A 24,206-nucleotide genomic window follows, 5' to 3' on the forward strand; every position below is an offset into this window, starting at 1 on the left:
GCGGCAAGGGGGGTTGTACACGTGGACATCGACGCAAGAACCCTGAGAACCTTTCGCGAGGTGACCTTGACGGGGTCCTTCACCCAGGCGGCCCGCCGCCTCGGGTACTCGCAGTCCAGCGTCACGGCGCAGATGCGTGCCCTGGAGCGGCAGGTGGGCGAACCCGTCTTCGAGCGGCTGCCCAACGGCGTACGGCTCACCCGCACCGGGGCCGTCCTCTGCGACTACGCCCGCCAGATCCTCACCCTCGTCGGCGAGATGGAGGCCGCACTGCGCCGGCCCGCGGCCAACCCGCCGCGGATGACCGTCGGCGTCGTGCCCGCCCTCGCCTACGGCCAGCAGCTCGCCCGGCTCACCCACATCGGCCGCAGACTGCTCTCCGGGGCCCAGCTCGCCCTGCGGGTGATGGGCACCGGGGAGATCCACGACGCCTTCCGGGCCGGCTCCATCGACGGTGCGCTCGTGCTCACCGCCGCCGACGCCGACGACCAGCTGGCCGCCCTGCCCGGCGCCCTCGCCGACCCCTTACGCCCCGAACGACCCGACGAACTGACCGAAGTCCGCCTCCAGGAAGTCGAGTTCGCGCCCGTCATCGGCGTCGCCGCGCGCCACCGCGGCCCGGCCGCGGGCCGCCAGGTCGTCATCGCCGACCCCGACTGTCCCTCGCAGCGCTGGCTGCCCGAATTCCTCCGGCTCCGCTCCGACGGGCCGCCCGAGATCCACGAACTCGGCTCCATGGCCGGGGTCCGCGCCGCCGCCCAGTCAGGGCTCGGCTGCGCCATGCTCCCGATGGCCCTGGCCGCCTCCCCGCGCGAGGCCGGCGGCCTCCGCCCGCTTCCGGGCGTGCCGCGGATGCGCTGGAACGCCTCCATGCTCTCCGTCCGCGGCGACGACCGGCCCGCGCTCGACTGGGAGAACCTCGCCGAGACCCTGCGCCAGGCCACCGCGCTGGCCTGTGCGGGGTCCCTGGACGAGGAACCGGAGGGAACGCCCGCCGTGTCGGCGCTCGGTCCCGACCCGGACTTCGCCGGCTGACCTCCCGTCCGTGGGTGCCGCGCCCGCCGGCGCACACCCGCGGCCGTTCCCCCGCGCAGCCGTTCCGCCCGTACGGGACGGCCCGCGCCCCACGAACCGGTGCCACGGCCCCTTCACGTCTCCCCGGACCCACACCCCCGACCGGGCCCAGAGACGGGAAGCGCCGTGGCACCTTCGTGCGTCCTGGTGCCTCCATGCGTCCTGGCGGCTTCATGCGCCGTGGCACCCGCACGCGACGCGTCCTGGCGCTTCCACGCGTCCTGGTGCCGTCATGCGCCGTGGCGCCCGCACGCGCGTCAGCGTCACGTGCCCGGCGCCTGCCGCGTGCGTCGGCGCTCAGTGGCGGACGATGCCCGTGCTCTCCCCGCGCAGCACGGTCTCGCCGTCCTGGTTGGTGATCTCGATCTCCAGCTCGAGGCCCGTGCCGGCCCGGACCTCGCTCAGCGCGCGGACCGTCACTTCCGCGGTGATCGTGTCGCCCGACCAGACCGGCTTCAGGAACTCCCAGCTCATCCGGCGCGCGAGGAAGTCGAGCTGCCCGCCGATCTCGGTGGCGAGGGACGCGGTGAACAGTCCGTGCGCCATCGCCCGTCCCTGGTCGGGGAGATGGTGCCGGCCGCGGTCCCTGGCGAGCTCGGCGAAGGCGACGATCGACTCGTCGGTCACCGTGCGCTCGGCGCGCAGCACCTGGCCGACCTTCAGGTCGGGTGCGCCGTTCTCCAACGAAGCCTGCTTCTCTGACACTTCGCTCCTCCGGACAGGTGTCGGACGGACAAGGGCCACCAGTCTGTCAGGCGCCCGGAAACGCCGGACGGCGGCGGGGCGGAGTGCCCCACCGCCGTCCGGCGTGTGCGTGGTCCGTGCGGCGGATCAGGCCGCCGGAGCCGGGAAGGTCGGGTACTCGACACCGGAGACGTGCTGGACGACCCGGATGACCTGGCACGAGTAGCCGAACTCGTTGTCGTACCACAGGTACAGGATCGCGTTGTCACCGTCGACCTTGGTCGCGCCGGCGTCGACGATCGAGGCGTGGCGCGAGCCGACGAAGTCCATCGAGACGGCGTCGGGGGCCGTGGTGAAGTCGATCTGGCGCTTCAGCGGCGAGTGCAGCGAGACGTCGCGGAGGTACTCGAGGACCTCCTCGCGGGTGGTCTCGCGGCCCAGGCGCAGGCTCAGGATCGCGATCGAGACGTCCGGGACGGGGACGCGGATCGAGCTGCCGGTGATCGGCGCCTTCAGGTCGGGCAGCGCCTTGGCCACGGCGGAGGCGGCACCCGTCTCCGTGATGACCATGTTGAGCGGCGCGGAGCGACCGCGGCGGTCCGCCTTGTGGTAGTTGTCCAGCAGGTTCTGGTCGTTCGTGAACGAGTGGACGGTCTCCACGTGACCGCGCAGCACGCCGAACTCGTCGTCCATGGCCTTGAGCGGCGGGACGATCGCGTTCGTGGTGCAGGACGCGCAGGACAGGACCTTCTCGTCCGGCTTGATCGTGTCGTGGTTGACACCGTGCACGATGTTCGGGACGTCGCCCTTGCCCGGGGCGGTCAGGACGACCTTGTCGATGCCCGGACGCAGGTGCTTCGACAGGCCCTCGCGGTCGCGCCACTTGCCGGTGTTGTCGATGAGGATGGCGTTCTCGATGCCGTACGCCGTGTAGTCGACCTCGGACGGGTCGTTGGCGTAGATCACCTTGATCGTGTTGCCGTTGGCCACGATCGTGCCGTTGGCCTCGTCGACGGTGATGGTGCCCTGGAACTGGCCGTGGATGGAGTCGCGCCGCAGCAGCGAGGCACGCTTGACCAGGTCCTGCTCGCCGCCGCCGCGCACGACGATGGCGCGCAGTCGCAGACCGTTGCCGGAGCCGGCCTTCTCGATCAGCAGACGGGCGACGAGCCGGCCGATGCGGCCGAAGCCGTACAGGACGACGTCGCGGCCGTCACGCCGCTCGACCTTGTTGGCCCCGATGGCACCCGCGACGGCCTCGGCGGTGAACTCCGCGACCGACAGGCCGCGGTTGTCGGCCTTGTACTCCGCGGCGAGCATGCCGATGTCGATCTGGGACGGGCCCAGGTCGAGCGTCGTCAGGGTCTCCAGGAACGGCAGCGTCTCGGTGACCGACAGCTCCTCGCCGTCGATCTGCCGCGCGAATCGGTGGGTCTTGAGAATGCTGACCACCGACTTGTTCACCAGGGAGCGGCTGTGAACGAGGACCGTGACGTCCTGCTCTCGGTGCAGCTTCCCGATGATCGGAATCATGGACTCCGCGATCTCCTCGCGGTTCTTCCAGTTTGTGAACGAGTCCTCGTTGACAGTCACAGTGCATCTTTCGAGCTAGGGAGTGCTCATATGCTAACCCGCCCGATCGGATGTGCGGCAGGGGGCCCCTGTGTGGTCCTGGACACGGGGGCTGCGGTGGCGAGTTTCCGGCGGTAACATCGCGGCCATCGATCTGACGTACCGTCAGGTGGTCCGACGCCGGCCCACGCCCACCCCGCTCCCGGAGGCCCACCGATGCGCCGCCCTGCCGCTCCGCTCCTCGCCGTCCTGCTCGCCGTGGCCGCGGCCCTCCTCGCGGGCCCCGCCGCCCCGGCGGAGGCCCGTACCGCCGCGGCGGCCGCGCCCCGCCCCGTGATCCTCGTCCACGGCTACAACGCCGACCCCGGCGTGTGGGGGAGCCTCGAGACCCGGCTCCGGGCCGCGGGCCACGGGGACGGACGGATCTTCCGCTGGGGCTACGACACCCACCAGTCGGTCAACGAGGTGCTGGCCGGCCGGTTCGCCGCGTACGTCGACGAGGTACGGCGGCGGACCGGCGCCGACCGGGTCGACGTCGTCGCCCACTCCTTCGGCAGCCTGCCCACCCGCTGGTACGTGAAGTACGGCGGAGGCACCTCCACCGTCGCCCACTGGATCTCCCTCGCCGGCCCCAACCACGGCACCGGCGTCGCCTGGGCCTGCGCCCTGTGGGACCAGGCCTGCCGGGACATGACGCCCGGCAGCTGGGTCCAGAAGCGGCTCGCCGAGGGCGACGAGACCCCGGGCGAGGTCGCGTACACCACGTTCTGGTCGAACTGCGACGAGGTGATCAACCCCGACGACAGCGTCCCGCTGAACGGCGCGGCCAACCACCCGGCCGGCTGTCTCGACCACAACGCCCTGCTCGGCGACGCGACGGTGGGAGCGGGAGTGGTGGCCGCGCTGGCGAGCTGAGACCGGCGGCGGGGGGCGTTCGGCGTACGAGAGGGGCGGAGGAGGCGGCGCGCGTCGGGACGGGAGCGCGGTCGGGACGGGAGTGCGGTCGGGACGGGAGTGCGGTCGGGACGGGAGTGCGGTCAGGTCGGGAGCGCGGTCGGGACGGGAGCGCGGTCAGGTCGGGAGCGCGGTCAGGTCGGGAGTGCGACGGTGCCGCCGAGTTCCACGGTCCCGTCCGGGCGGGTCGCCGCCGTGATCGTGGCGGGACTGCCGAGCGAGTCGCCCATGTCGACGGTGATCGAGGCGATGCCCGCCTGTGCGAGACGGGCGGCGAGACAGGCGGTGCTGTTGGCGTTGGCGATGTCCTCGGGGACGCCGATCGACGGCGCGAACATCCGGGCCGCGAGCGCGCCCCCGGCGGTGGGCGCCGAGTGGACGTACGCGCCGAGCAGCCCGAGCCGGTCACAGGCCGCGCGGAGCCGGTCGAGGTCCGGGGCGAGCGCGGCCAGCGCGGCACGCGAGGGGACGGGCACGAGCAGCCGCTCCCGGCCGACCCCGGCGACGCGGACGTCCGGTCCGGTCCCGCCGGGAGCGAGCCCGAGGGCGGGCAGCACGAGCCGCCGTTCCTCGGCCGTGGGCGCGCGGAGCACCACCGGCCCGGGGTCGAAGACGGCGGTGAACCGCCCCTCGGCCCCGGCGGCCGGCTCCGCCCGGCCCGCGAAGACCCGCCGTCCGGTGCGCAGCCGGACCCGGCACGGACCTTCGCGGGAGGCGAGGACGGCGAGCGCGGCGACGGTGCCGTGCCCGCAGGCGGGCAGTTCCCCGGCCGAGGTGAAGAAGCGGAGCCCGACGACGCCGTCACGCTCCCGTCGCACGAAGACGGCGTGGGAGGTGCCGTGGACGACGGGCACCCGCCGCCGGTACCGGTCCCGGACCTCGTCCCCGCCGTCGTGCCCGAACACGCCCCCGGCCGCGGCGGTTCCGGCCCCGGTGCCCGTCCCGATGCCGTCTCCGGCGTCGGTCCGGTGCCGGTCTCCCTCCGCGCGTTCGACCACGACGGCCGTCGGACTCCCGCCGCTTCCGCCCCGCAGACACGCCCGCACGACGACCACGTCCGCGTCCACGCCCAGGCCCAGGTCCGGGTCCGGATCCGCGTCCGGTTCCGCGGCCGGATCCGCAGCCAGGTCCGGCTTCCGACCCCTGTCCACGTGCGTCCCCTCCCGTCTCACGGCGACCGGTTCACGCTACTCCGCACTCCGCGGCCCGCGCGAAGGTGCGGTGGACGAGGAGAAGGCTCGTACCGGAGAGACGGCTCGCGCCGGAGGAGACGGCGGGATCCGTGGGCGGAGGCGGCGGACGTCGCGCGTGACGCGGCGCGCGGGAACGGCCGGGTTCGGACGGGGAGCCGACCGGATTCCGGAATCCCTTCGAAACCGTCCCGCCCGGCCTGGCAGGCTTGCGCCGTGACGTACGTCGTGACCGTGGATACGTGCATACCCGACGACTCCTCCGACCTCGACGCGCTCGGCCGGTTCGGCGCCGCCGTCCTGCTGGAGCGCGGCTTCGGCTCCGTGGCCGGCGTCGAGGGGCCGGGCGGTGTGGAGGTGGACGTCCTCGACGTGACCGTGGCGCCCCACGCGCGCGGCGCCGAGCTGACGGTGACCGTCCTCGCGCCGTGCCTGGAGGCCGCCGAGGACGCGGTGGGGGCCGTGACCCAGGAGGTGCTGGACCGGGCGGAACCGCTCGAGGGCTGGCTGGTGGTCAGCAGCGAGGTGCGGCTGCACACCGACCGCGCCCGGGAGAGCCTGGCGGCGGCCGACGGGCCGGACGCTCCGCCCAGCGACCCGGCCGCCCGCCGGGCCCGGCACGCCGCCGCGAGACGCGGCCGGCAGGCGGGGCCGGCCGTGGACGGGACGACCGGCCACGGAGCCGGGCGAGGCGACCGCGGGGCGGGGGACGGCGACGGGATCGAGGACGGCGACGACGAGGACGACGTGTGGTCGGACGTCATCGAGGACGCCCCCGACCCGGAGACCGAGATCCGCGCCGCGGCCGTACGGCTCCGCTCCTTCGCGCCCGAGGTCTTCGGCGCGAGCCCCGACACCGCGCAACTCGCCGCGGGCGCACTGGTCCACGCCGCCGAGGTGCTCATCGACGAGCTGTACGACGACGTCCAGGCCCTCGCCGACGAGGACACCGACGTCGCCGGCTGCCAGGGCCACCTCTGGCACCTCGACCGGCTGCCGGCCCGGCACGCGGCGCGCTACGACGAGCCGTTCGCCCGCCGGTTCCTGGTCACCGCCGTCGCCTTCACCACCCGCCTGACCGGCGGCGGTTTCGGCCGGCTGGGCTGCCTCGCCGAGGAACTCGTCCTGAGGTTCCTGCTGGAGCAGGCCCGCACCGCCCTCGATCTGTACGGCCTCCTGGACGACGACGTCGCGGCGGCCCTGGAACGCTTCCACGGCCGCGTGCGCGAGGAGGCCGGCATCGGCGCCGACCCGGGCCCGGAACCGCCGCTCCTGGGCTTCGGCACCTGGTTCACGCCGTTCGGCGAGGACTGCTACGTGCACCCGTACGCCGCCGACACGTCGGCCGAGGAGGAAGCGGCGGAGGAGCCGGAAGGCGCCTGAACGTGACACCGGCCGGTGCGGCGGGCCCGGAGGACGCCCCTGCCGCAGGCCGAGCGGCGCCCGTGCCGCCCCGGTGGGGGCACGGGTAGGCTCGGGCCGGCGGGCCGGTGTGAGGGCTCGGCGTGGGCAGCGGAGGAGAGACAGTGTTCGTCAAGGTGTGCGGGCTCGCCACGACCGCCGACGTCGACGTGGCCGTCGAGGCGGGGGCCGACGCGATCGGCCTGGTGATCAGCGGGACCAGCGTCCGCGGTCTGACGCGCGACCGGGCCGCGGCGCTCGCCGCCCACGCCCGCGCCCACACGCCCGCCCGGGTCCTTTCGGTCCTCGTCGTCAACGACACGCCCGCCGCCGAGGCCGCGGCGCTCGCCCGCGAACTCGACGTCGACGCCCTGCAGTTGCACGGCCCCTACGGAGAAGCCGACTTCGCCGCGGCGGCGTCCCTCTTCCCCCGGCTGTGGCGCGCCACCTCCCTCAAGGAACGGCCCGACACCCGTGTCGGCGCCTACGGCGAGGAGGTCCTGCTGCTCGACTCGCCCCGCGCGGGATCGGGCGCCCGCTGGGACCTCTCGCTCCTGGACACGGCCCGTCCAGAAGGCACCTGGCTGCTCGCCGGGGGCCTCGCCCCCGAGAACGTGGCCGAGGCGATCGGCGCGGCCCGCCCGTGGGGCGTGGACGTCTCCAGCGGCGTGGAGTCGTCGCCCGGCGTGAAGGACCACGACCGCATCCGCGCGTTCGTCGCCGCGGCGAAGTCCGCGGTCTGAACTCCGGTCGGCCGACCGCTCGGACACGTCGAGGGTACGCACCGCCGGTCCGCTGTCAGACCCTCCGGCTAGCGTGCGAACCGCCGGTGCGCCGCGCCGGCACCGGCGCGGCAAGCGTGCCGGCACCCGGCACTCGTTCCCGGAGGATCGCTCGCTCATGGACATCCTGCTCATCGCCGGACTCTGGCTGGATGGATCCGCCTGGGACGACGTCGTGCCCCGACTCACCGAGCTCGGGCACCGGCCCGTGCCGCTCACGCTCCCCGGGCAGGGCGACGGGGCCGCCGCCGCCACGCTGGACGACCAGGTGGCGGCGGTCGTCGCGGCGGTCGACGCGGCGCCCGGGAAGCCCCTCGTCGTGGGCCACTCCGCCGCCGTGAGCCTCGCCTGGGCGGCCGCCGACGCGCGACCGGAGAAGGTGGCCGGGGTGGCCATGATCGGAGGATTCCCGGCCGGCGACGGGCGGGCCTACGCCGACTTCCTCCCGGTCCACGAGGGATGGATGCCCTTCCCCGGCTGGGAGCCCTTCGAGGGCCCGGACGCCGCCGACCTGGACGACGACGCGAGGAAGCGCTTCGCGGCCGCCGCGCTGCCCGTGCCCGAGGCGGTCGTCAAGGGAGTCGTGCGCCTCACCGACGAGCGCCGCTTCGAGGTGCCCGTGACGCTCGTGTGCCCGGAGTTCACCCCGGCCCAGGCCCGTGAGTGGATCGCCGCCGGCGACAGCCCGGAGCTCGCCAGGGCCGCGCGCCTCGACTGCGTCGACATCGACTCGGGTCACTGGCCGATGCTCACGAGCCCCTTCCCTCTCGCCCTCCTCCTGGCCGGCGTCGCGGACCTCCACGCGGACACGTAGGACGTGACGTCCGGCCGGGCCAGGCCCCCGGCCGCGTCCCGCCGCCCGCCGCCGTCCGCCCCGGACGGCGGCGTCGGACCGGGCCCGGGACCGGTCGCGCGGGTAGACTCCGAGGAGGTACGAGCGCCTGCTCCGGAGGTCGTCGTGACCGGTTCGGCGGAGCCCGAGGGCACGTCCCCGGGGGCTCCCGATCATGGTGAGCCCGGTTTCGCGGGCCTGGCCGCGGAGAACCTGCGGCTCCGGTCCGAGCGGGCCCGCCGCCATCTGACCGACCTCGCCACCGGCGCCCTCGCCGCCCAGCTGGGCGTGTCCGCCGCCGACGCCGCCGAGCACCTCTCCGCCCTCGCCGCCGCCACCGGACTCTCCGCCGAGGACCTGGCCGCGGACGTCGTCAACGCCCTCGGCGGTCCCCGCGAGCTTCCACGCACCTCCGGGGCCGGTCCGGACGGCGGTCCCTCCGCGGCCCCTTCCGGCCGCGGTGGACCGGCCGGCGAGGCGTCGGTCGTCCTCGCGCGCCGGATGCGTCGCACCGCTGCCGCCGCCGAGACGGCGGACGACGTCGGCGAGGCCGCCCGGACCCTCCTGAAAGGCGGCCTCGGACCGCTCGGCGCGGACAGTCTGTGGCTGTGGCGGTGCGCCGACGCCGGCTGCCTGCGGCTCGCCGGCCACGCCGGCGTCGGCGCCTCGGAAGCGCTGGCCTGGTGGTGGATTCCGCCCGCCGCCCCGGAGCCGATCCGAGCCGCCCTCGACGGGAACGCCCCCGTGTGGCTCGGCGACGGCCCCGGCGCCGCGTCCGTCCTGCCCGGCGCCGGCCCCGGCGCCGCCCAGGCCGTGCTGCCCCTCCGGCGGCGCGGCACGACCGCCGGCGTCGCCCTGGTCGGCTGGCCCGGCCCCGTGCACTTCGACCCGGCCCTGCGCAAGGCCGTCGCCGGACTGATGGACATCGTCGTCACGGTCCTCGACCGGCCCGACACCGACGCGGCCGACGCACCGCTGCTGGTCGACCTCCTCGACGCCCTCACCCACCCCGCGGCGCTGCTGCGCATCGGCGCCACCGCCGACGTCCTCGTCGTGGAGCACGCCAACGAGGCCGCCGTCACCGCCCTCGGCGGCCGACTCCTGACCGGCGACCGGACCCTCACCGGCGTCTTCCCGCACGTCCACGCCGCCCTCGACCGGCTGGCCCGCCGCGCCCGCCACACCCGCCGCGCCCAGCACGCCGCCCACCTGTCCCTCGTCGACCCGGCCGATCCGGCACCGGGCTCGGGCCCATCGGGAGCGGCAGCGACGGCACCGGACCCGGGGCAGCCGGAGGCCGTGGTCCCGGAACGGCAGGACGCGCTGCTCGACGTCCGTGTCCTGCCCGCCGGAGCCGACCGCTGCGCGGTCCTCTGGCACTGCGCGGCCGATCCCGGCCTGGCCGTCGGGCGGGCCGTCGCCCGGCTGCAGAGCGTCGCCACCTTCCAGGACAGCCTCACCGGCGGCGACACCGTCTGGTCCGAGCAGGCGTACGGGATCTTCGGCATGTCCCGCGACGAGCCGCCGCTGCCGCTGCTCGCCCTGCGCCCCCGCGTCCACCAGGAGGACGGCGAGGCCCTGACCACCCTCCTCAGGACGCTCACGGAGCGCCGGACGGGCGCCCAGACGGTGCTGCGGGTCCTGCTGCCCGAGGGCTCCGTCCGCCACGTCCGGGTCGCCGCCGAGCCCCTGCTCGACCAGAACGCCGTCACCGGGTTCGTCGGCGTCTTCCAGGACGTGTCCGCGACCCGGCGCACCGAGCTCGCCCTCACCGCCACCTTCGACCACCTCAACGCCGTCCGCAGCCAGGCCGAACTGCGCCACCAGCTCGCCCTCCAGCTCCAGCAGGCGATCGTCCCCGAGGCCACCGCGCTGCGCGAACTGCCCGGCGGCCTCGTCGCCGCGGCCCGCTACTGGCCCGCCGCCGAGGAGTACCAGGTCGGCGGCGACTGGTACGACGTCGTCGCCCTGCCCGACGGCAAGGTCCTGCTCGCCGTCGGCGACATCGCCGGGCACGGCATCGACTCCGTCACCGGCATGGTCGCCCTGCGCAACGCCCAGCGCGCCCTCGCCTTCACCGGCCGCCCGCCCGCGGAGCTGATGGGCTGGCTCAACGAGGTCACCCTGCGCACCGGCGGCGGCTCCACCGCCACCGCCGTCTGCGCGCTGTACGACCCCGCCGACGGCGGCCTCGTGTGGTCCAGCGCCGGGCACCTGCCGCTGCTGCTGATCCGCGGCGGCCGGGCGCGGCTCCTCGACCCGCCGCAGGACATCCTGCTCGGGGCGGTCCCCTCGTACACGTACGAGGAACGGCGCACCGAGCTGGAGCCCGGCGACACCCTGCTCTTCTACACCGACGGGCTGGTGGAGCGGCGCCACGACGGCCTGGGGCCCGGTCTCGCCCGGCTCCTCGCGGTCGCCGGACGGCTGGCCGACCGGGAGAGCCCGGAACTGCTGGTGGACGCCCTGCTCGGCACGGCGCTCGGCGACACCGACGACGACACGAGCGTCGTCGCGGTACGCCTCCGCCGCCCCGGCGAGGCGGTGCCCGGAGACCCGGGCGGACCCGGCGCCCGACCGGCGGGCGCATGAGCCGCACTCCTCCGGCCGGCCCTACCCCTCCAGCCGGCGGAAGATCTTCACCAGCAGTTCCTTCTCGTCGACCGGCTTCGCCAGGTAGTCGTCGGCGCCCGCCTCCATCGCGTGGACCCGGTCGTCCGGCATCGCCTTCGCCGTGACGACGATGACCGGCACGCCGGCGCGGTCCGGCAGGCGCCGGATCTCCTCGATGGCCTGGTAGCCGTCCATTCCGGCCATCATCACGTCCATCAGGACCAGCCGGATCTCCTCGTGCTCGCGGAGCAGGTCGATGGCCCGCCGGCCGCCGTCGGCGGTCAGCACCCGCAGTCCGTGGGCCTCCAGGACCTCGGTGAGCGCGAAGACGTTCCGGGTGTCGTCGTCCACGAGGAGGACGGTGGGCGCCGGTTCCGCGTCCGCCGTCGTGGCGCCGGCCGCGGATCCCACCGCCGGCCCGGCGTCCGCCGTCGTCGCGGCACCGAGCGCCGCCGCGCCGGACGAGGCCCGTTCGGGAAGGTGGAAGGTGAAGCGGCTGCCGCGCCCCGGTGTGCTCTCGACCTCGATCGTGCCGCCGACCAGCGTGGCCACCTCCCGGCTGATCGACAGACCGAGCCCGGTTCCGCCGTACTCGCGCACGGTGGTGCCGTCGCCCTGCTGGAAGGCCTCGAAGACGTTCCGCAGCCGGTCGGCGGGTATGCCGATGCCGGTGTCCTCGACGCGGAAGGCGAGGACCGGCCGTTCGTCCCGCAGGGAGGGCGGCACCTCGTCGGGCGGCGTGTGCTCGACGGTCAGCGACACCTGGCCCACGTCGGTGAACTTCAGCGCGTTGGACAGCAGGTTGCGCAGCACCTGCCGCACCCGTCCCTCGTCGGTCGTGAGGTACGCCGGTACGTCCGGGGCGACGGTGACGGTGAAGTCCAGGCCCCGCTCGTCGGCGACCGGCCCGAACGTCGCCTCCAGGTACTCCAGGAGCTGGGACAGCGCGAACGGCTCGCGCCGCACCTCCATCTTGCCCGCCTCCACCTTCGACAGGTCGAGGATGTCGTTGATCAGCTGGAGCAGGTCGGAGCCCGCCGAGTGGATGACCTCCGCGTAGTCCACCTGCTTCTCCGTCAGGTTGCCCTCGGGGTTCTGGGCGAGCAGCCGGGCCAGGATGAGCAGGCTGTTCAGCGGGGTCCGCAGCTCGTGGCTCATGTTGGCGAGGAACTCGGACTTGTACATGGACGTGCGCGACAACTGCTGGGCGCGGGCCTCCAGTTCCTGCCGGGCCTGCTCGATGACCCGGTTCTTCGACTCGATGTCCTCGTTCCGCTCGGCGAGCAGCTCCGCCTGCTCCTGCAGCTCCTCGTTGGAGCGCTGGAGTTCCCGCTGCCGCGCCTGCAACTCCTGGGTCCGCAGGCGCAGTTCGTCGGCGAGCCCACGGAACTGGGCGAGCAGTTCGTCGGTGCGCAGATTGGCCACCAGAGAGCTGAGGACGGCACCCGCGCTGACCACGAAACGGTCGAGGAAGTCACGCTGGAGGGCGCTGAAGGGCCGCAGCGAGGCGAGTTCGAGGGCCCCGAGCACCTGGTCCTCCACCACGATCGGCAGGATGATCAGTGCGGCGGGCTCGCCGGTGCCGACGGCGGAGCTGATGGTGGCGTAGCCCTCGGGCACCGGCTCGACCAGCAGGGTGCGCCGGTCCCGTGCCGCCTGCCCCACCAGGCCCTCGCCGAGCCGGAAGCGGCGCGGCGGGCCGCCCGGCGCGACCGGCAGCCCGTACGAGGCGGCGAGCACCAGCTCGGGCCCGGCGGCCCCGGGGGCCACCGCCGCGCCGCCCGTACCGGCAGCGGCCGGCCCTCCTGCTCCGGCGGCACCGTCTCCGCCGCCCGCCGCACCGCCCCCGTCGTCCCCGCCGGCCGTGCGGACCTCCTCCGCCCGCTCCGGTTCCGCCGTGAGGAAGAAGGCGCCGTACTGCGCCGAGACCAGCGGCGGCACCTCGGCCATGATCAGTTCGGCGATCTCCGGCAGTCCACGGGTGCCCTGGAGCAGCGCCGTGGTCCTGGCCAGGTTGGTCTGCAGCCAGTCCTGCTCCTCGTTGGCCCGGGTGGTGGCCCGCAGCGACTCGACCATCGCGTTGATGTTGTCGCGCAGCTCACCGACCTCGCCCGGTGCGTCGACCGTGATCGACCGCGTCAGGTCGCCCTCGGCGACCGCGCTGGTGACCTCGGCGATCGCCCGCACCTGGCGGGTCAGGTTGCCGGCCAGCTCGTTGACGTTCTCGGTGAGCCGCATCCAGGTCCCGGAGACGCCCTCGACCTCCGCCTGGCCGCCCAGTTTTCCCTCGGTGCCGACCTCGCGCGCCACCCGGGTCACCTCGGCCGCGAACGACGACAGCTGGTCGACCATCGTGTTGATCGTGGTCTTGAGCTCCAGGATCTCGCCCCGGGCCGACACGTCGATCCGGCTGGTCAGATCGCCCTGGGCGACCGAGGTCGTCACCTGGGCGATGTTGCGCACCTGGTTGGTGAGGTTGTCGGCCATCGAGTTGACGTTGTCCGTGAGGTCCTTCCAGGTGCCGGAGACCCCGCCGACCCGGGCCTGACCGCCGAGCTTTCCCTCGGTGCCGACCTCGCGGGCCACCCGCGTGACCTCCTCGGCGAAGGAGGACAGCCGGTCGACCATGGTGTTGATGGTCTCCTTGAGCTCCAGGATCTCGCCGCGCGCGTCCACCCGGATCTTCTGCGTGAGGTCGCCGCGGGCCACGGCGGTGGCGACCTGCGCGATGGAGCGCACCTGCGACGTCAGGTTGTCCGCCATCGTGTTCACGCCGGTGGTCAGCTCGCGCCACGCGCCGCTCGCCCGCGGCTCGCGCACCCGCCCGCCCAGCAGGCCCTGACCGCCCACCTCGCCGGCGACCCGGGTGACCTCGGACGTGAGCAGGGAGAGCCGGTCGATCATGTCGTTGTAGACGGTGGCTATCTCGCCCAGCACGCCGTCGGACCCCTCGGTGAGCCGTACGGAAAGATCCCCGTCCCGTACGGCCGTCAGGCCGGCCAGGAGCCGTCGCAGACCGTCGTCGTCCGGACCGCCGTGGTCGCCGTGCGTCTCCTGGCGGTCGTGCGTGCCGTGGGGTACCTCTCTGCGGTGTGCCATGAGGCCTGCTCGGCGGGGTGCGAAAGCCCCGCTCGTCCACTCTAGGACCGCGTGGGGCCGGGGGCCTCCGGAGCCCCGGTCGGCGCCGGGAGCATCTCCACCTCGAACCACACCGTCTTCCCGGCCCGGCCCCGTGGCACGCAGCCCCAGCGCGTCGCGAGCCGTTCCAGCAGGTAGAGGCCGTGGCCGGAGGAGCGGTCGGCCCGGTGCGGGCCGTGCGGACGGGGGCGATCAGGGCACGTGTCGGTCACCTGCACCCACAGCGCCCGGTCGGTGCCCGCCAGCTGCAGCTCGCTCACGTCGCCGCCGTGGGTGCGGGCGTTGGTGACCACCTCGGAGACCAGCAGCAGCGCGTCCGAAGGGGCCGGCAGCTCGGGTGAGCCGGCGGGCCCGAACCAGGAACGGAGCGCACGCCGCGGCATCGCGCCACCACGCCCGCTTCGTGTGATCCCTCCGTCAGGTCGTACCGCAGCGAGCGGTCGACGGCCCGGAGCTCCTTCCCGTTGGCCATGAACGGCGACTTTCCCCCTACGGGCCGGGCAAACGGCGTCCGGGAGAGGTATCGCGCGGAGGGGAGCCGGGGCGAGCGCGCGACCGGGCGAGAGGCCGCCGTGGACGGCGGGCGCGCGGGCGCGAGGCCCGAGGGCGCCCGGAGACCGGGGCGCCCCCGGGTGACGGACGGACGAGAGGCCGCGCGCGGCGTTCAGCCGTGGGGCGGTGCCGCCGGGGCGGACGCGGCGGTCAGCCGGGGGACGGTACCGCCGGGGCGGGCGCGGCGCGTCAGTCGCGGGGGAGGCGCAGCCAGGGCGGGGGCGACGGGCGGCGCACCTCCAGCCACACCACCTTCCCCGGGGCGCCGTTCGGCTTCGCCTCCGAGCCCCAGGCGCCGGCCAGCCGGTCGAGCACCATGAGTCCGTGCCCGCCGGGCATCGCGGGCGAGCGGGGGACGCGGGCTCGCGGGTGCGCCGGGTTCCCGTCGTACACCTCCACCCGCAGCCGTCCGGCGGAGTGGCGCAGCACCAGTTCCTCGGGGCCGTCCGCGTGCAGGCAGGCGTTGGTGACGACCTCCGACACCAGCAGCAGCACGTCCTCCGCCCGCTCCTGGTCCTCCGGTACGGCTGCCGGCAGCCAGCCCCAGTCGGTGAGCGCCTCGTAGGTGAAGTCGCGGCAGCGGGTCACCGCGCCCGCCGCGCTGTTCAGCAGCAGGCGTCTGACCTGCTGCTGCCGGGCGAGCGGCGGGAGCTCGTCCGGTGGCACGTCCCGCCACTCGTCGGCGGGCACGCCCGCGTTCCCGGTACCCTCGGTGCCCGCCGGGTCCTCGGCACCGCCGTTCCGCGTGTCGCCGCGCCTCATGCTTCCTCCGCGGCCGGAGCGTCCGCGAGCGCGGCCGCGGTGTCGGCGTACACCCGGAACACCGTCAGCGCCCCGGTGATCTCGAACATCCGGTCCACCGGCGGCCGCAGTCCGGCCAGGTCGAGCCTGCCGCCGCTCTCGGTCATCCGCAGCCGGCTCCTGAGCAGGACGTTCAGTCCGGTGGAGTCGCAGAACCGCAGCCCCGAGCAGTCGACGACGATCCTCTCGGCCGTCACATGTGTCTCCAGGGCCTCCTTGAGGGGGGCCGCCGTGTCGTGGTCGAGTTCGCCGGTCACGGCCAGGACGTAGGTCGCGGGCCGTTGCCCGTCCCGCACCCGTACGCCCAGCCGACCGGTGAAGTCCTCCGCCGCCTGCTCCGTGCTTCCCATGCGGACGCGGCCTCCTTCCGTCCCGGACCGTGAGTGGTCCGTCCTGCCGGCGGTGGCCGGTAGCCCCATGATCAGGCGAACCCGAGCACCGCGCGATCCTTGACAATCCTGAACAGCCGTAGCGTCCCCGTCATCATGAACAACTGGTGCAGCCGGCGCGGCACCGGCCCGGCGAGCACGAACCGCCCGCCCGTGAAGTGCGCGATGACCAGCTCGTGCAGGAACGAGGAGTCCCCGAACCCGATCCGCGAGATGTCGAGGACGGTCTGCCGGGCCTCCAGCAGCCGGGCCTCGGCGAGGGCCTGCCGCAGGCAGTCGACCGTGTCGACGTCGAACTCGCCGGCCGCCGAGAGGACGACGGTGCCGGGCGCGGGCGAGGGCTCGCGGACCACCCACGCGGTGCCCGCCGGAGCACGGTAGGTACGCGACTCCGTGAGGGCGGGCCGCGCACCACTGCCTTGTGGCGGCACGGAACCAACCGGGACCATGGGGGCACCTCCGACGGGCGCATGCCCCGTCCGCGCCGCAGCATGCGCGGCCGGACCCGGGAATCGGCGTCGCGGTCGCCGAGCCCGGCCGGGCCGGCCGGTCCGCCCCGGTGGCGAAACGGCGCGCCTCCCGTGTGCGACCGGCGCGACCGGCCGGTGGCCGGTCCGGCCCGCCTGCGGTCAGAACCAGTGCAGGCAGTGCGGCGGGCGGCCGGCGCGGAAGAGGGCGTCGGCGAGGGCGGCCGCGCCCGGGCGGTGCGCCCGGACGTGCCCGGCCCGCACGAGCGTGCTCGGGGCGGTGCCGCCCAGGTAGATCGCGCCCAGGTCGCCCACCTCCAGCGACAGGTCGGGCTCCCGGTCCGTCGGGACGCACGCGGCCTTGCCGTCCCGCACCGTCAGCAGGTGACGCCCGTGCTCGCCGAGGAACGGGTCGTCGACGTCCAGGACGAGCTCCCCGTCACCGGACCAGCCGCGCGTGGTCAGCGCACGCGGGACGTCGAGGAGCCGTACCCAGAGCCAGTCGGTGTGGTTGCTCACCTCGGCGGCGCGGAAGTCCGCGAACCGCCAGCGCAGCGGATGCTCGGGCGGAAAGTGCCGGAACACGATCCGGCCGACCAGGTCGTGGCCGAGGACGAACCCGGCCAGTGCGGTGAAGACCGCGTCGTCGGCGGCGACGGTCTCGTCGACCGTCAGGGTGACGGCGTCCCCCTGGCCGTCGATCGAGTAGGTGGCGTAGCCGTCGGGGACGCCGTCGGCGTCGCGGTGCACGGCGACGTAGCGCGCCGCCCGGGCGACCGGCGGCTGCCCCGCGCCCCTGGCCCACCAGCGGGACGGCCGGGACAGGGCGCCGGGCTGGGCGCGGCGGTAGCGGTCGTAGACCTCCTCGAGGATCTCGCCGCACCCGGCCCGCCGCACCACCTCGACCGAGCCGGCGTCCGGGACGGCCCCGGCCGCGCCGCCGGCACGTCCCCCCGCCCGTCGCGGGGCGAGGGCGGCCCGGTGGCGCGGCACCGTCAGCCGCTGGGTGTAGGTGGCAGGTCCGTAGCCGAACCTGCCGTAGATCGGTGCCTCCGAGGCCAGCAGGACGGAGAGGAATTCGCCCCGGGCCCGCAGCTCGGTCAGCTGGTGCCGCATCATCGCGCTGAGCACGCCCTGCCGGCGGTGCGAGGGCACGACGCCGACGGCGGTCACCCCGGCGGCCGGGGCGAGCACCTCACCGGGCAGGGTGAGCTCGAACGAGTACGCGCCGGCCGTGGCGACGGGCCGCCCTTCGGGCGTCACGGCGAGCAGGCCGCGGTCCATTTCGAGCGCCGCCCACCAGACGCCCCCGCCGTCCTCGGCCGGGGTTTCCGGGAAGCGGCCGAACGCGGCGTGGAGGGTCTCGACGAAGACGTCGTGGTCCTGGTCGCTGGTGGCGCGGATGTCCATGGCTGCTGCTGCCTCCCCGGGTCGGCGGCATCCCGGCGCGTGCCGCCCCGCGACAGTGCAGCGCTCGTCGGAGTCGGGGTCAACCGAATTACGGGTCAACCGCCATACGGGGCAACCGCATGACGGTCGACCGCATTGCGGGCCGGCTCCGGCGGAGCCGTCCGCTCCGCCGGGGCCAGGTGGCTCGGCGCGCGGCAGGGTCCTCGAGGCCCGCCGTACGCCGGTGCGGAGGCGGTCGCCGTGCCGCACCGGCTCCGCCGGCTCAGGCGCTGGTCAGGACGACCAGCTGCCGGGTCGCCCGGGTCATCGCCACATAGCGGTCCACCGCGCCCTCGACGCCGGTGCCGAACCCCTCCGGGTCGACCAGCACCACGAGGTCGAACTCCAGCCCCTTCGCCAGCGTCGGCGTGAGCGAACGGACCCGGTCCCGACCACCTGCCGGGCGCCCGTCCCTACCCCGGTCCCGGCCCTGTGCCGGGTTCCGGTCCTCCGGCCGGAACGGGTCGTCCGCGCTCGCGGCGCCGATGACGCACGCCGTCCCCTCCGCGTGCTCGGCGAGCCACTCCTCCAGGACCCGTTCCAGGTCCGCGACCGGACCGAACGCCACCGGAACGCCGCTGCGACGTACGGACGCCGGCACGTTCGCGTCGGGCAGCGCGGCGCGGATCGCGGGCTCGGCCACCGCCATCACCTCCTCCGGCGTCCGGTAGTTGATGCTCAGCGAGGCCTGCTCGATCCGGTCGAAGCCGACCCGTTCGAGCCGTTCCCGCCACGACTCCGTGAAACCGTGCCGTGCCTGGGCGCGGTCGCCGACCACGGTGAAGGACCGGGACGGGCAGCGCGACAGCAGCATCTGCCATTCCGCGTCGCTCAGTTCCTGGGCCTCGTCCACCACGATGTGCGCGAACGGGCCCGCCAGCACGTCGCGTTCGGCGCCGGGAAGCGAGGTCTCGTCGACCAGGCTGACCTTCGCGTCCGCCCCGCGCAGCATCCGCACGAGGCCCTCGCCCTCGTCGCCGTCGGCACCGGAGTCGGCCGCGGCGGCGATCAGGTTGTCGACGACCGCGGACATCTCCCTGCGCTGCGCGGCGAGCGCCTCCTCGTAGCGGCGCCTGCGCAGCGCCGACTCGGGCGCGCCGAGCCGCTGCCGGGCCGCGTCCAGGAGCGGCAGGTCGGACACCGTCCACGCCCGGGCGTCCGCGCGCTGGAGCAGCCGCACCTCCTCGCCGGACAGCCACGGCGCGCACATGCGCAGATACGCGGGCACGGACCACAGGTCGCCGACCAGGTCCGCCGGGTCGAGGACCGGCCACGCGCCGTGCAGCGCCTCCACCAGCTCCCGGTCGGCGCGCAGCGACTTCCGGAACAGGTCCTCGGGGATCTCGGAGCCGTCGAGCCTGTCCAGGAGCAGGGTGCCGAGCTCGTCCCAGATCAGTTCCCGCGCCTCGTTGTGCGGGGTTCCCTCGGCGGCCTCGAAGGCCTCGGACCAGTCGTCGGCGGTCAGCCGTACGTCGGCCCAGGGCGTGCTCACGGTCAGGCCCCGCACCGGAGGCTCCTCGTAGAACCGGACCGCGAGTTCGATCGAACGCACCATCTCCGCCGACGACTTGAGGCGTGCCGCCTCCGGATCGGTCTCGGGCACCGCCGTGGCGCCCTCGGGCACGAGGTCCCGCACGGTGCAGGTCCGTACGCCCTCCTCGCCGAGGCTGGGCAGGACGTCGGAGACGTACGCCAGATACGGCTGGTGCGGGCCGACGAAGAGCACGCCGCCGCGCCGGTGGCCGAGGCGCGGGTCGGAGTAGAGCAGGTGGGCGGTGCGGTGGAGGGCGACGACGGTCTTGCCGGTGCCCGGGCCGCCGTCGACGACGAGCGCGCCGCGCGAGCCGGCCCGGATGACGGCGTCCTGGTCCGCCTGGATGGTGGCGAGCACGTCCCGCATCCGCTCCGAGCGGTTGCCTCCCAGGCTCGCGACGAACGCGGACTGGTCGTCGAGGGCCGCGTGCCCTTCGAGGCCGTCGGCGGTGAAGACCTCGTCCCAGTAGTCGACGATCCGGCCGTCGTTCCACTGGTAGCGGCGGCGGCTCGCCAGGCCCGCCGGCCGTGCGTGGGTGGCGGCGAAGAACGGCTCGGCGGCGGGCGAGCGCCAGTCGACCAGCAGCCGTCGGCCGTCGGCATCGGTGAGCCCGAGCCTGCCGATGTACACGGGCCCGGCGGAACGGCCGTCGGCCGCCACGGCTTCCGCGCCCGGAGCCGCAGGGCCCGAAGTCTCCGCCGCCGCGTCGGCTTCGGCGTCGGCGCCCGCCGTGGGGTCCGGGGCCGTGGTCGTCGCCGCCGCGGTCGCAGGAACGATCCGCCCGAGGCACAGGTCGAGTCCGAAGCGCTGGAAGGTGCGCAGCCGTGCGGACAGCCGGTGGATCTCGGCGTCCCGCTCCATGGCCTCCCGGCCCATGCCTCCGGGCGCCCTGCGCAGGGCGTCGAGGCGTTCGGACAGTTCGGTGACCGTCCGCTCCAGGCTCTGGGCGACGGCGGCGAAGTGCCGCTCGTCGGCGGCGATCAGTGCCGGGTCGGCCTTGGGGGAGAGGCGGTCGGACAGATTGAACGCGGACGTAGTGGTACGCACGTCGTGAAGCTCCCATTTCCGCAGGTTCCGGCGTCAGGCCAGCGATTCTGCGGCACGAGGGGGGCCTTGCCGCAAGACCCCCCGTGCGCTATAAGTTAAGAGTGGCGAGGAGCGTGTACTCCTCGCCTTTCGCGTTCCCGGGTCCGGGGGGCCGGTGCCGCGCGGGCGCACCGGCCGGAGACCGATGCCCGGTCCGCACCCTCCGGCGGCCCTCACTCCCGGCCCGCGGCCTCCCACTTCTCGTGCGCTGTGCGCACGCGGTCCCAGAGCCCGGCGCGTGCGGACGCGCCGACGTCGGACAGGTCCAGCCGGAACAGCCCGGTCAGCACGTCGTGGAAGTCCTCGGCCGTGTCGATGGTCCGCTCCTCCGTGCCCTGGGCGTCGATCCGTCGCAGCACGCATCCGCGCAGGACGTCCACGGCCTTGGCGCCGCGGAGCTGGGCCGTGAGGACCCGGACGAAGCCGGACTCGGGCGAGGTGGACAGCCGGACGTGCTCGTCGGCGAAGGAGGAGAGCTCCACGGGCTCCGGCGCGAAGACCATCGTCCTGAACGAGCCGCGGGGGTCGTGGGTGAACCGCCAGCCGCCGGGCACCACCGTCGAGAGGGCCATCGCATAGGTGAACGGCCCCTGGACGTAGGTGCCTTCGCGCAGGGGCAGGGGCTCGTGGATCCCGTCGCCGAGGCCGGTGTCGACCAGCCACCGCTCGCCGTCGAGCCGTACGGTGAGCGCGAGATGGTTGCCCGCCGGGCCCGCCGGATCCTCGCCCTCCTCCTCCCGCACCCCGGCCCGGTGCAGGGTGACGTCGTACCCCAGGACCCGGAGCAGCGCGGCGAAGGCTCCGTTGAGGTGGAAGCAGTAGCCGCCCCGCCCGCGCGCGATCCGGGCGACGGACTCCGTGGCGCCGATGCCGGTGGGGCGGCCCAGGTGGATGTCGAGGTTCTCGTACGCGACCCGTTCCCCGTGGGCCCGGTGCAGCGCCCACAGCGCCTCCGCGGTCGGCGACTGAGGCCGGGGCACCCCCAGCACGGCCAGATACCCGTCGACGTCGATCATGCGCCCCCCTTGCTCCATGGCCGTCCCGGTGGGGCTCGCCGCCCCTGTCCCGCGCGCCGGCCGCGGTCCGCGCGCCGACCTGGGCCGCTTGCCGCCCCGGTCCGGCGTTCCGTCCTGTACCGGCTTGCCGTTCCGCTCGCTGTCCGGGAGATCGTCGCCCGAGGTGCGGAAGATCGTCAACGTGTGCTGCGGTGACGTGCCCGCCCGGACCGCACGCCGTATCCGCGCATCGACTTCCGCCCGCGCCCGACAGCCCCGCCCGACAGGTGCACCCCACAGCCCCGCCCGACAGTCGCACCCGACGGCCCCGCCCGGCGTCCCGGCGGGCGGGGCTGTCGCGAGGGCTCACCAGGAGGACTTCGTCACGCCCGGCAGGAAGCCGGCGTGTGCCAGCTGCCGGGTTCGCACCCGGGAGAGGCCGAACCTGCGGAGGTGGCCACGGGGCCGGCCGTCGACGGCGTCGCGGTTGCGTACCCGGGTCGCACTCGCGTCGCGCGGCTGGCGGCGCAACTCGGCCTGGGCGGCGGCGCGTTCGGCCGGCGTGGAGGACGGCCGGCGGACGGTCTCCTTGAGCTCGGCCCGGCGGGCGGCGTAGCGCTCGACGGTCTTCCCGCGCCGTTCGCTCTTCGCGATCTTGCTCTTCTTCGCCATCAGACGCGGCCTCCTCGCGCGCGGATGCGCGCGACGGCGGCCTCGATGCCGATCGTGTCCACGGTCCTGATCGCGCGGGCGCTCAGCCTCAGCCGCACGTACCGGCCCTCGCTGGGCAGCCAGTAGCGCTTGCGCTGGACGTTCGGATCGAAGCGGCGCGAGGTGCGGCGGTGCGAATGGGAGACGGTGTTGCCGAATCCCGGCTTGGCACCGGTCAGTTGGCAGTGGGCGGACATGGTCGGACGACCCCTCTCGACGGAAATGGTTATCGGTAATGAAAACCATTGTCGTATACTAGCGCCCATGGCACGCAACGAGATCCGCCCCGTCATCAAGCTCCGCTCCACCGCCGGTACCGGGTTCACCTACGTGACGCGCAAGAACCGCCGCAACGACCCCGACCGCCTGGTGCTGCGCAAGTACGACCCCGTCGCCGGCCGGCACGTCGACTTCCGCGAAGAACGCTGACCCGCCGGCCCCGAACGTCCCGAAACCGACCGTCAGGAAAGGCCCTGCCATGAAGCCGGGAATCCATCCCGCCGACGACGTCGGTGTCCTCCGCGACACCGCCGGCCTTGCCGACCGCGTCGAGTGCGACAGGCGCACCGGTCGCACCAGCCGCATCGGCCGCATTGGCCGCGTCGAGCGCTCCTACCGCATTTACCGCGCCGACTGCTCCGAGCGCCGCCAGGGAGCCCGCTGATGGGGCGCGAGCGGCAGCAGATGCCCGTGGTCGTCGTCGCCGGGCTCCACTCCGATGCGCGCAAGGAGGTCGTCGAACGCCTGCTGCGGACCGTTCCGGGCAGCGTCGCGCTCCATCACGACCTGACCCGCGCGCCCGGCGGCACCGTGCTCCGCACCGTGCGCGACGCCTCCGGGACCCTCTCGTACGGGGAGACGCCGCTGGTCGACGACTGCGCCTGCTGCGCGCTGCGCGAGGACCTCGTACCGGAGCTGACCCGCCTCGCGGACGACGGTCCGACCCGGCTCGCCGTCGTCGAACTGTGGGACTCCGTCGAGCCGAGGACCATGGCCGAGGTCATCGCCGCCCACGGCGGCGACCGGCTCGCCCTGACCGGCGTGATCACCGCCGTGGACCCCGCGCTCGTCCTGCCGTACCTCGGCAACGGCGACGACCTGGCCGACGCCGGCCTCGCCGCCGCGCGGACCGACCGGCGGACCGTCGGCGACACCTGGGCCAGGCAGCTCGAGTACGCGCCGGTCCTCGCCCTCGTCGACAGCGGCGAGGCCGACGACGGGGACCACGCGCTGCTCGCCCAGCTGCATCCCACGGCGCTGCGCGTGCCGGCCCGTTCCGTCGAACTCGCCCGGGCCGCCCTGGCCGGATTCGACGTCGAGACCGCGGCGGCCGCCCAGGATCCCGCGTGTGCGCTGCTGCCGCAGGAGGCGGACGACGCGGGCGTCGCGACGCTGGTCTGGCGCCGCCGCCGGCCCTTCCACCCGGGCCGGCTCCACCGGGCGCTCGAGGACCTGTGCTGTGCGGCGGCCCGCAGCCGCGGCCGGTTCTGGCTGGCCGACCGCCCCGACACCCTGCTCGCCTGGGACGCGGCGGGCGGCGCGCTGTGCGTGGAGAACGCGGGCCCCTGGCTCGCCTCGCTGCCCGACGCCGACTGGGAGCGGGTCCCGCCCATGCGGCGGGCGGCGGCGGCCCTGGACTGGCACCCGGACCACGGCGACTGCTGCCAGCACCTGGTGTTCACGTCGCCCGGCCTCGACCGGGACGGTCTGGCGCGGCTCCTGGACTCCTGCCTGCTCACGGACGCGGAGTACGCCTCGGGTCCCGAGGCGTGGAAGCGTCTGCCACCGGCCTTCGGCGCACTGCTGGACGCCGCCTGACGCCGGGCGCGTGGCCGCTCGACCGCCGCTGCCGGGCGCGTGGCCGGTCGACCGCCTGACGCCGGCGCGTGGCCGGTCAACCGCCGCGCCGCCACCCGCCGCCCGGTGCGGCCGCGCCCCGCTCACGGAGCGCTCCCCGACGCGCCCCGCCCCTCGGCCGCTCC

General features: G+C 74.7%; 22 protein-coding genes. 9 read left to right on the forward strand and 13 right to left on the reverse strand.

Going from position 1 to position 24,206, the window contains the following annotated elements:
• Nucleotides 1-21: 21 nt before the first annotated feature.
• Nucleotides 22-1,035, forward strand: coding sequence for a LysR family transcriptional regulator (locus tag ESG85_RS28895; protein WP_281288091.1), 1,014 nt, complete (start codon nt 22-24; stop codon nt 1,033-1,035).
• 336 nt (nt 1,036-1,371) lie between these two features.
• On the opposite strand, the gene ESG85_RS28900 is transcribed toward ESG85_RS28895, so the two are convergent.
• Nucleotides 1,372-1,779 (reverse strand): hotdog family protein, encoded by a 408-nt coding sequence (locus ESG85_RS28900; RefSeq protein ID WP_128984125.1) that lies wholly within the window; start codon nt 1,777-1,779, stop codon nt 1,372-1,374.
• A gap of 126 nt (nt 1,780-1,905) precedes the next feature.
• A complete protein-coding gene (locus ESG85_RS28905) occupies nt 1,906-3,351 on the reverse strand; it encodes a glyceraldehyde-3-phosphate dehydrogenase (RefSeq protein WP_128984126.1) in 1,446 nt (481 codons plus the stop codon).
• A gap of 195 nt (nt 3,352-3,546) precedes the next feature.
• Between ESG85_RS28905 and ESG85_RS28910 the strand changes: the two genes are divergently transcribed.
• A complete protein-coding gene (locus ESG85_RS28910; RefSeq protein ID WP_128984127.1) occupies nt 3,547-4,245 on the forward strand; it encodes an esterase/lipase family protein in 699 nt (232 codons plus the stop codon).
• A gap of 173 nt (nt 4,246-4,418) precedes the next feature.
• Here ESG85_RS28910 and ESG85_RS28915 read toward each other — a convergent pair whose 3' ends face one another.
• A complete protein-coding gene (locus tag ESG85_RS28915; protein WP_246095354.1) occupies nt 4,419-5,435 on the reverse strand; it encodes a PhzF family phenazine biosynthesis protein in 1,017 nt (338 codons plus the stop codon).
• A gap of 255 nt (nt 5,436-5,690) precedes the next feature.
• Between ESG85_RS28915 and ESG85_RS28920 the strand changes: the two genes are divergently transcribed.
• The 4 genes from ESG85_RS28920 to ESG85_RS28935 all read left to right on the forward strand — a co-directional run bounded on the left by ESG85_RS28920 (nt 5,691) and on the right by ESG85_RS28935 (nt 11,081).
• Nucleotides 5,691-6,857: a hypothetical protein gene (locus ESG85_RS28920; protein ID WP_128984128.1), complete on the forward strand. Its 1,167-nt coding sequence runs from the start codon at nt 5,691-5,693 to the stop codon at nt 6,855-6,857.
• A 143-nt stretch (nt 6,858-7,000) separates the two neighbouring features.
• Nucleotides 7,001-7,618 (forward strand): phosphoribosylanthranilate isomerase, encoded by a 618-nt coding sequence (locus tag ESG85_RS28925; protein ID WP_128984129.1) that lies wholly within the window; start codon nt 7,001-7,003, stop codon nt 7,616-7,618.
• A gap of 157 nt (nt 7,619-7,775) precedes the next feature.
• Nucleotides 7,776-8,471 (forward strand): alpha/beta fold hydrolase, encoded by a 696-nt coding sequence (locus tag ESG85_RS28930; protein WP_128984130.1) that lies wholly within the window; start codon nt 7,776-7,778, stop codon nt 8,469-8,471.
• 144 nt (nt 8,472-8,615) lie between these two features.
• Nucleotides 8,616-11,081, forward strand: a complete 2,466-nt coding sequence (locus ESG85_RS28935) for a SpoIIE family protein phosphatase (RefSeq protein ID WP_128984131.1) — start codon at nt 8,616-8,618, stop codon at nt 11,079-11,081.
• Between the two features lie 21 nt (nt 11,082-11,102).
• On the opposite strand, the gene ESG85_RS28940 is transcribed toward ESG85_RS28935, so the two are convergent.
• The 10 genes from ESG85_RS28940 to rpmB form a co-directional block, all read right to left on the reverse strand.
• The gene (locus tag ESG85_RS28940; RefSeq protein ID WP_128984132.1) at nt 11,103-14,201 is read right to left on the reverse strand and encodes a HAMP domain-containing protein; all 3,099 of its coding nucleotides are present in this window, start codon (nt 14,199-14,201) and stop codon (nt 11,103-11,105) included.
• A gap of 41 nt (nt 14,202-14,242) precedes the next feature.
• On the reverse strand, nt 14,243-14,623 hold the full coding sequence (locus ESG85_RS28945; RefSeq protein ID WP_128984133.1) for an ATP-binding protein: 381 nt from the start codon (nt 14,621-14,623) through the stop codon (nt 14,243-14,245).
• Nucleotides 14,624-14,981: 358 nt separating this feature from the next.
• Complete coding sequence (locus tag ESG85_RS28950) at nt 14,982-15,554, reverse strand: ATP-binding protein (RefSeq protein WP_246095355.1); 573 nt, start codon at nt 15,552-15,554, stop codon at nt 14,982-14,984.
• A complete protein-coding gene (locus ESG85_RS28955) occupies nt 15,551-15,943 on the reverse strand; it encodes an STAS domain-containing protein (RefSeq protein ID WP_128984134.1) in 393 nt (130 codons plus the stop codon). Before ESG85_RS28955 ends, ESG85_RS28950 begins: the two co-directional genes overlap by 4 nt.
• Nucleotides 15,944-16,014: 71 nt before the next feature.
• Complete coding sequence (locus ESG85_RS28960; RefSeq protein ID WP_128984135.1) at nt 16,015-16,431, reverse strand: STAS domain-containing protein; 417 nt, start codon at nt 16,429-16,431, stop codon at nt 16,015-16,017.
• A 180-nt stretch (nt 16,432-16,611) separates the two neighbouring features.
• Nucleotides 16,612-17,859, reverse strand: coding sequence for a GNAT family N-acetyltransferase (locus ESG85_RS28965; protein WP_128984136.1), 1,248 nt, complete (start codon nt 17,857-17,859; stop codon nt 16,612-16,614).
• Between the two features lie 262 nt (nt 17,860-18,121).
• Nucleotides 18,122-20,479: an RNA polymerase recycling motor ATPase HelR gene (helR, locus tag ESG85_RS28970; protein ID WP_246095356.1), complete on the reverse strand. Its 2,358-nt coding sequence runs from the start codon at nt 20,477-20,479 to the stop codon at nt 18,122-18,124.
• 212 nt (nt 20,480-20,691) lie between these two features.
• Nucleotides 20,692-21,534, reverse strand: a complete 843-nt coding sequence (locus ESG85_RS28980; protein WP_128984137.1) for an arylamine N-acetyltransferase family protein — start codon at nt 21,532-21,534, stop codon at nt 20,692-20,694.
• A gap of 345 nt (nt 21,535-21,879) precedes the next feature.
• A complete protein-coding gene (rpsN, locus tag ESG85_RS28985) occupies nt 21,880-22,185 on the reverse strand; it encodes a 30S ribosomal protein S14 (RefSeq protein WP_128984138.1) in 306 nt (101 codons plus the stop codon).
• Nucleotides 22,185-22,421, reverse strand: coding sequence for a 50S ribosomal protein L28 (gene rpmB, locus ESG85_RS28990; RefSeq protein ID WP_128984139.1), 237 nt, complete (start codon nt 22,419-22,421; stop codon nt 22,185-22,187). The genes rpsN and rpmB overlap by 1 nt, the downstream gene beginning before the upstream one ends.
• A 67-nt stretch (nt 22,422-22,488) precedes the next feature.
• On the opposite strand from rpmB, the gene rpmG reads away from it, so the two are divergent.
• Genes rpmG through ESG85_RS29005 form a run of 3 tightly spaced genes read left to right on the forward strand, consistent with a single transcriptional unit; the run spans nt 22,489 to nt 24,042 of the window.
• Nucleotides 22,489-22,653, forward strand: coding sequence for a 50S ribosomal protein L33 (gene rpmG / locus ESG85_RS28995; protein WP_123456582.1), 165 nt, complete (start codon nt 22,489-22,491; stop codon nt 22,651-22,653).
• A gap of 49 nt (nt 22,654-22,702) precedes the next feature.
• A complete protein-coding gene (locus tag ESG85_RS29000) occupies nt 22,703-22,888 on the forward strand; it encodes a hypothetical protein (protein WP_128984140.1) in 186 nt (61 codons plus the stop codon).
• Nucleotides 22,888-24,042, forward strand: a complete 1,155-nt coding sequence (locus tag ESG85_RS29005; RefSeq protein WP_128984141.1) for a CobW family GTP-binding protein — start codon at nt 22,888-22,890, stop codon at nt 24,040-24,042. Before ESG85_RS29000 ends, ESG85_RS29005 begins: the two co-directional genes overlap by 1 nt.
• Nucleotides 24,043-24,206 lie beyond the last annotated feature (164 nt).

Origin of the sequence: Streptomyces roseicoloratus, assembly GCF_004117935.1 — a bacterium.
Lineage (GTDB): Bacteria > Actinomycetota > Actinomycetes > Streptomycetales > Streptomycetaceae > Streptomyces > Streptomyces roseicoloratus.

What these genes read in the sequence shown, in the direction of transcription:
- ESG85_RS28980 (WP_128984137.1), bottom strand. Translation starts at nt 21,534, where the DNA reads ATGATCGACGTCGACGGGTATCTGGCCGTGCTGGGGGTGCCCCGGCCT.
- ESG85_RS29005 (WP_128984141.1), top strand. Translation starts at nt 22,888, where the DNA reads ATGGGGCGCGAGCGGCAGCAGATGCCCGTGGTCGTCGTCGCCGGGCTC.
- ESG85_RS28910 (WP_128984127.1), top strand. Translation starts at nt 3,547, where the DNA reads ATGCGCCGCCCTGCCGCTCCGCTCCTCGCCGTCCTGCTCGCCGTGGCC.
- ESG85_RS28965 (WP_128984136.1), bottom strand. Translation starts at nt 17,859, where the DNA reads ATGGACATCCGCGCCACCAGCGACCAGGACCACGACGTCTTCGTCGAG.
- ESG85_RS28930 (WP_128984130.1), top strand. Translation starts at nt 7,776, where the DNA reads ATGGACATCCTGCTCATCGCCGGACTCTGGCTGGATGGATCCGCCTGG.
- ESG85_RS28955 (WP_128984134.1), bottom strand. Translation starts at nt 15,943, where the DNA reads ATGGGAAGCACGGAGCAGGCGGCGGAGGACTTCACCGGTCGGCTGGGC.
- rpsN (WP_128984138.1), bottom strand. Translation starts at nt 22,185, where the DNA reads ATGGCGAAGAAGAGCAAGATCGCGAAGAGCGAACGGCGCGGGAAGACC.
- rpmB (WP_128984139.1), bottom strand. Translation starts at nt 22,421, where the DNA reads ATGTCCGCCCACTGCCAACTGACCGGTGCCAAGCCGGGATTCGGCAAC.
- ESG85_RS28960 (WP_128984135.1), bottom strand. Translation starts at nt 16,431, where the DNA reads ATGGTCCCGGTTGGTTCCGTGCCGCCACAAGGCAGTGGTGCGCGGCCC.
- ESG85_RS28940 (WP_128984132.1), bottom strand. Translation starts at nt 14,201, where the DNA reads ATGGCACACCGCAGAGAGGTACCCCACGGCACGCACGACCGCCAGGAG.
- ESG85_RS29000 (WP_128984140.1), top strand. Translation starts at nt 22,703, where the DNA reads ATGAAGCCGGGAATCCATCCCGCCGACGACGTCGGTGTCCTCCGCGAC.
- rpmG (WP_123456582.1), top strand. Translation starts at nt 22,489, where the DNA reads ATGGCACGCAACGAGATCCGCCCCGTCATCAAGCTCCGCTCCACCGCC.
- ESG85_RS28945 (WP_128984133.1), bottom strand. Translation starts at nt 14,623, where the DNA reads ATGCCGCGGCGTGCGCTCCGTTCCTGGTTCGGGCCCGCCGGCTCACCC.
- ESG85_RS28950 (WP_246095355.1), bottom strand. Translation starts at nt 15,554, where the DNA reads ATGAGGCGCGGCGACACGCGGAACGGCGGTGCCGAGGACCCGGCGGGC.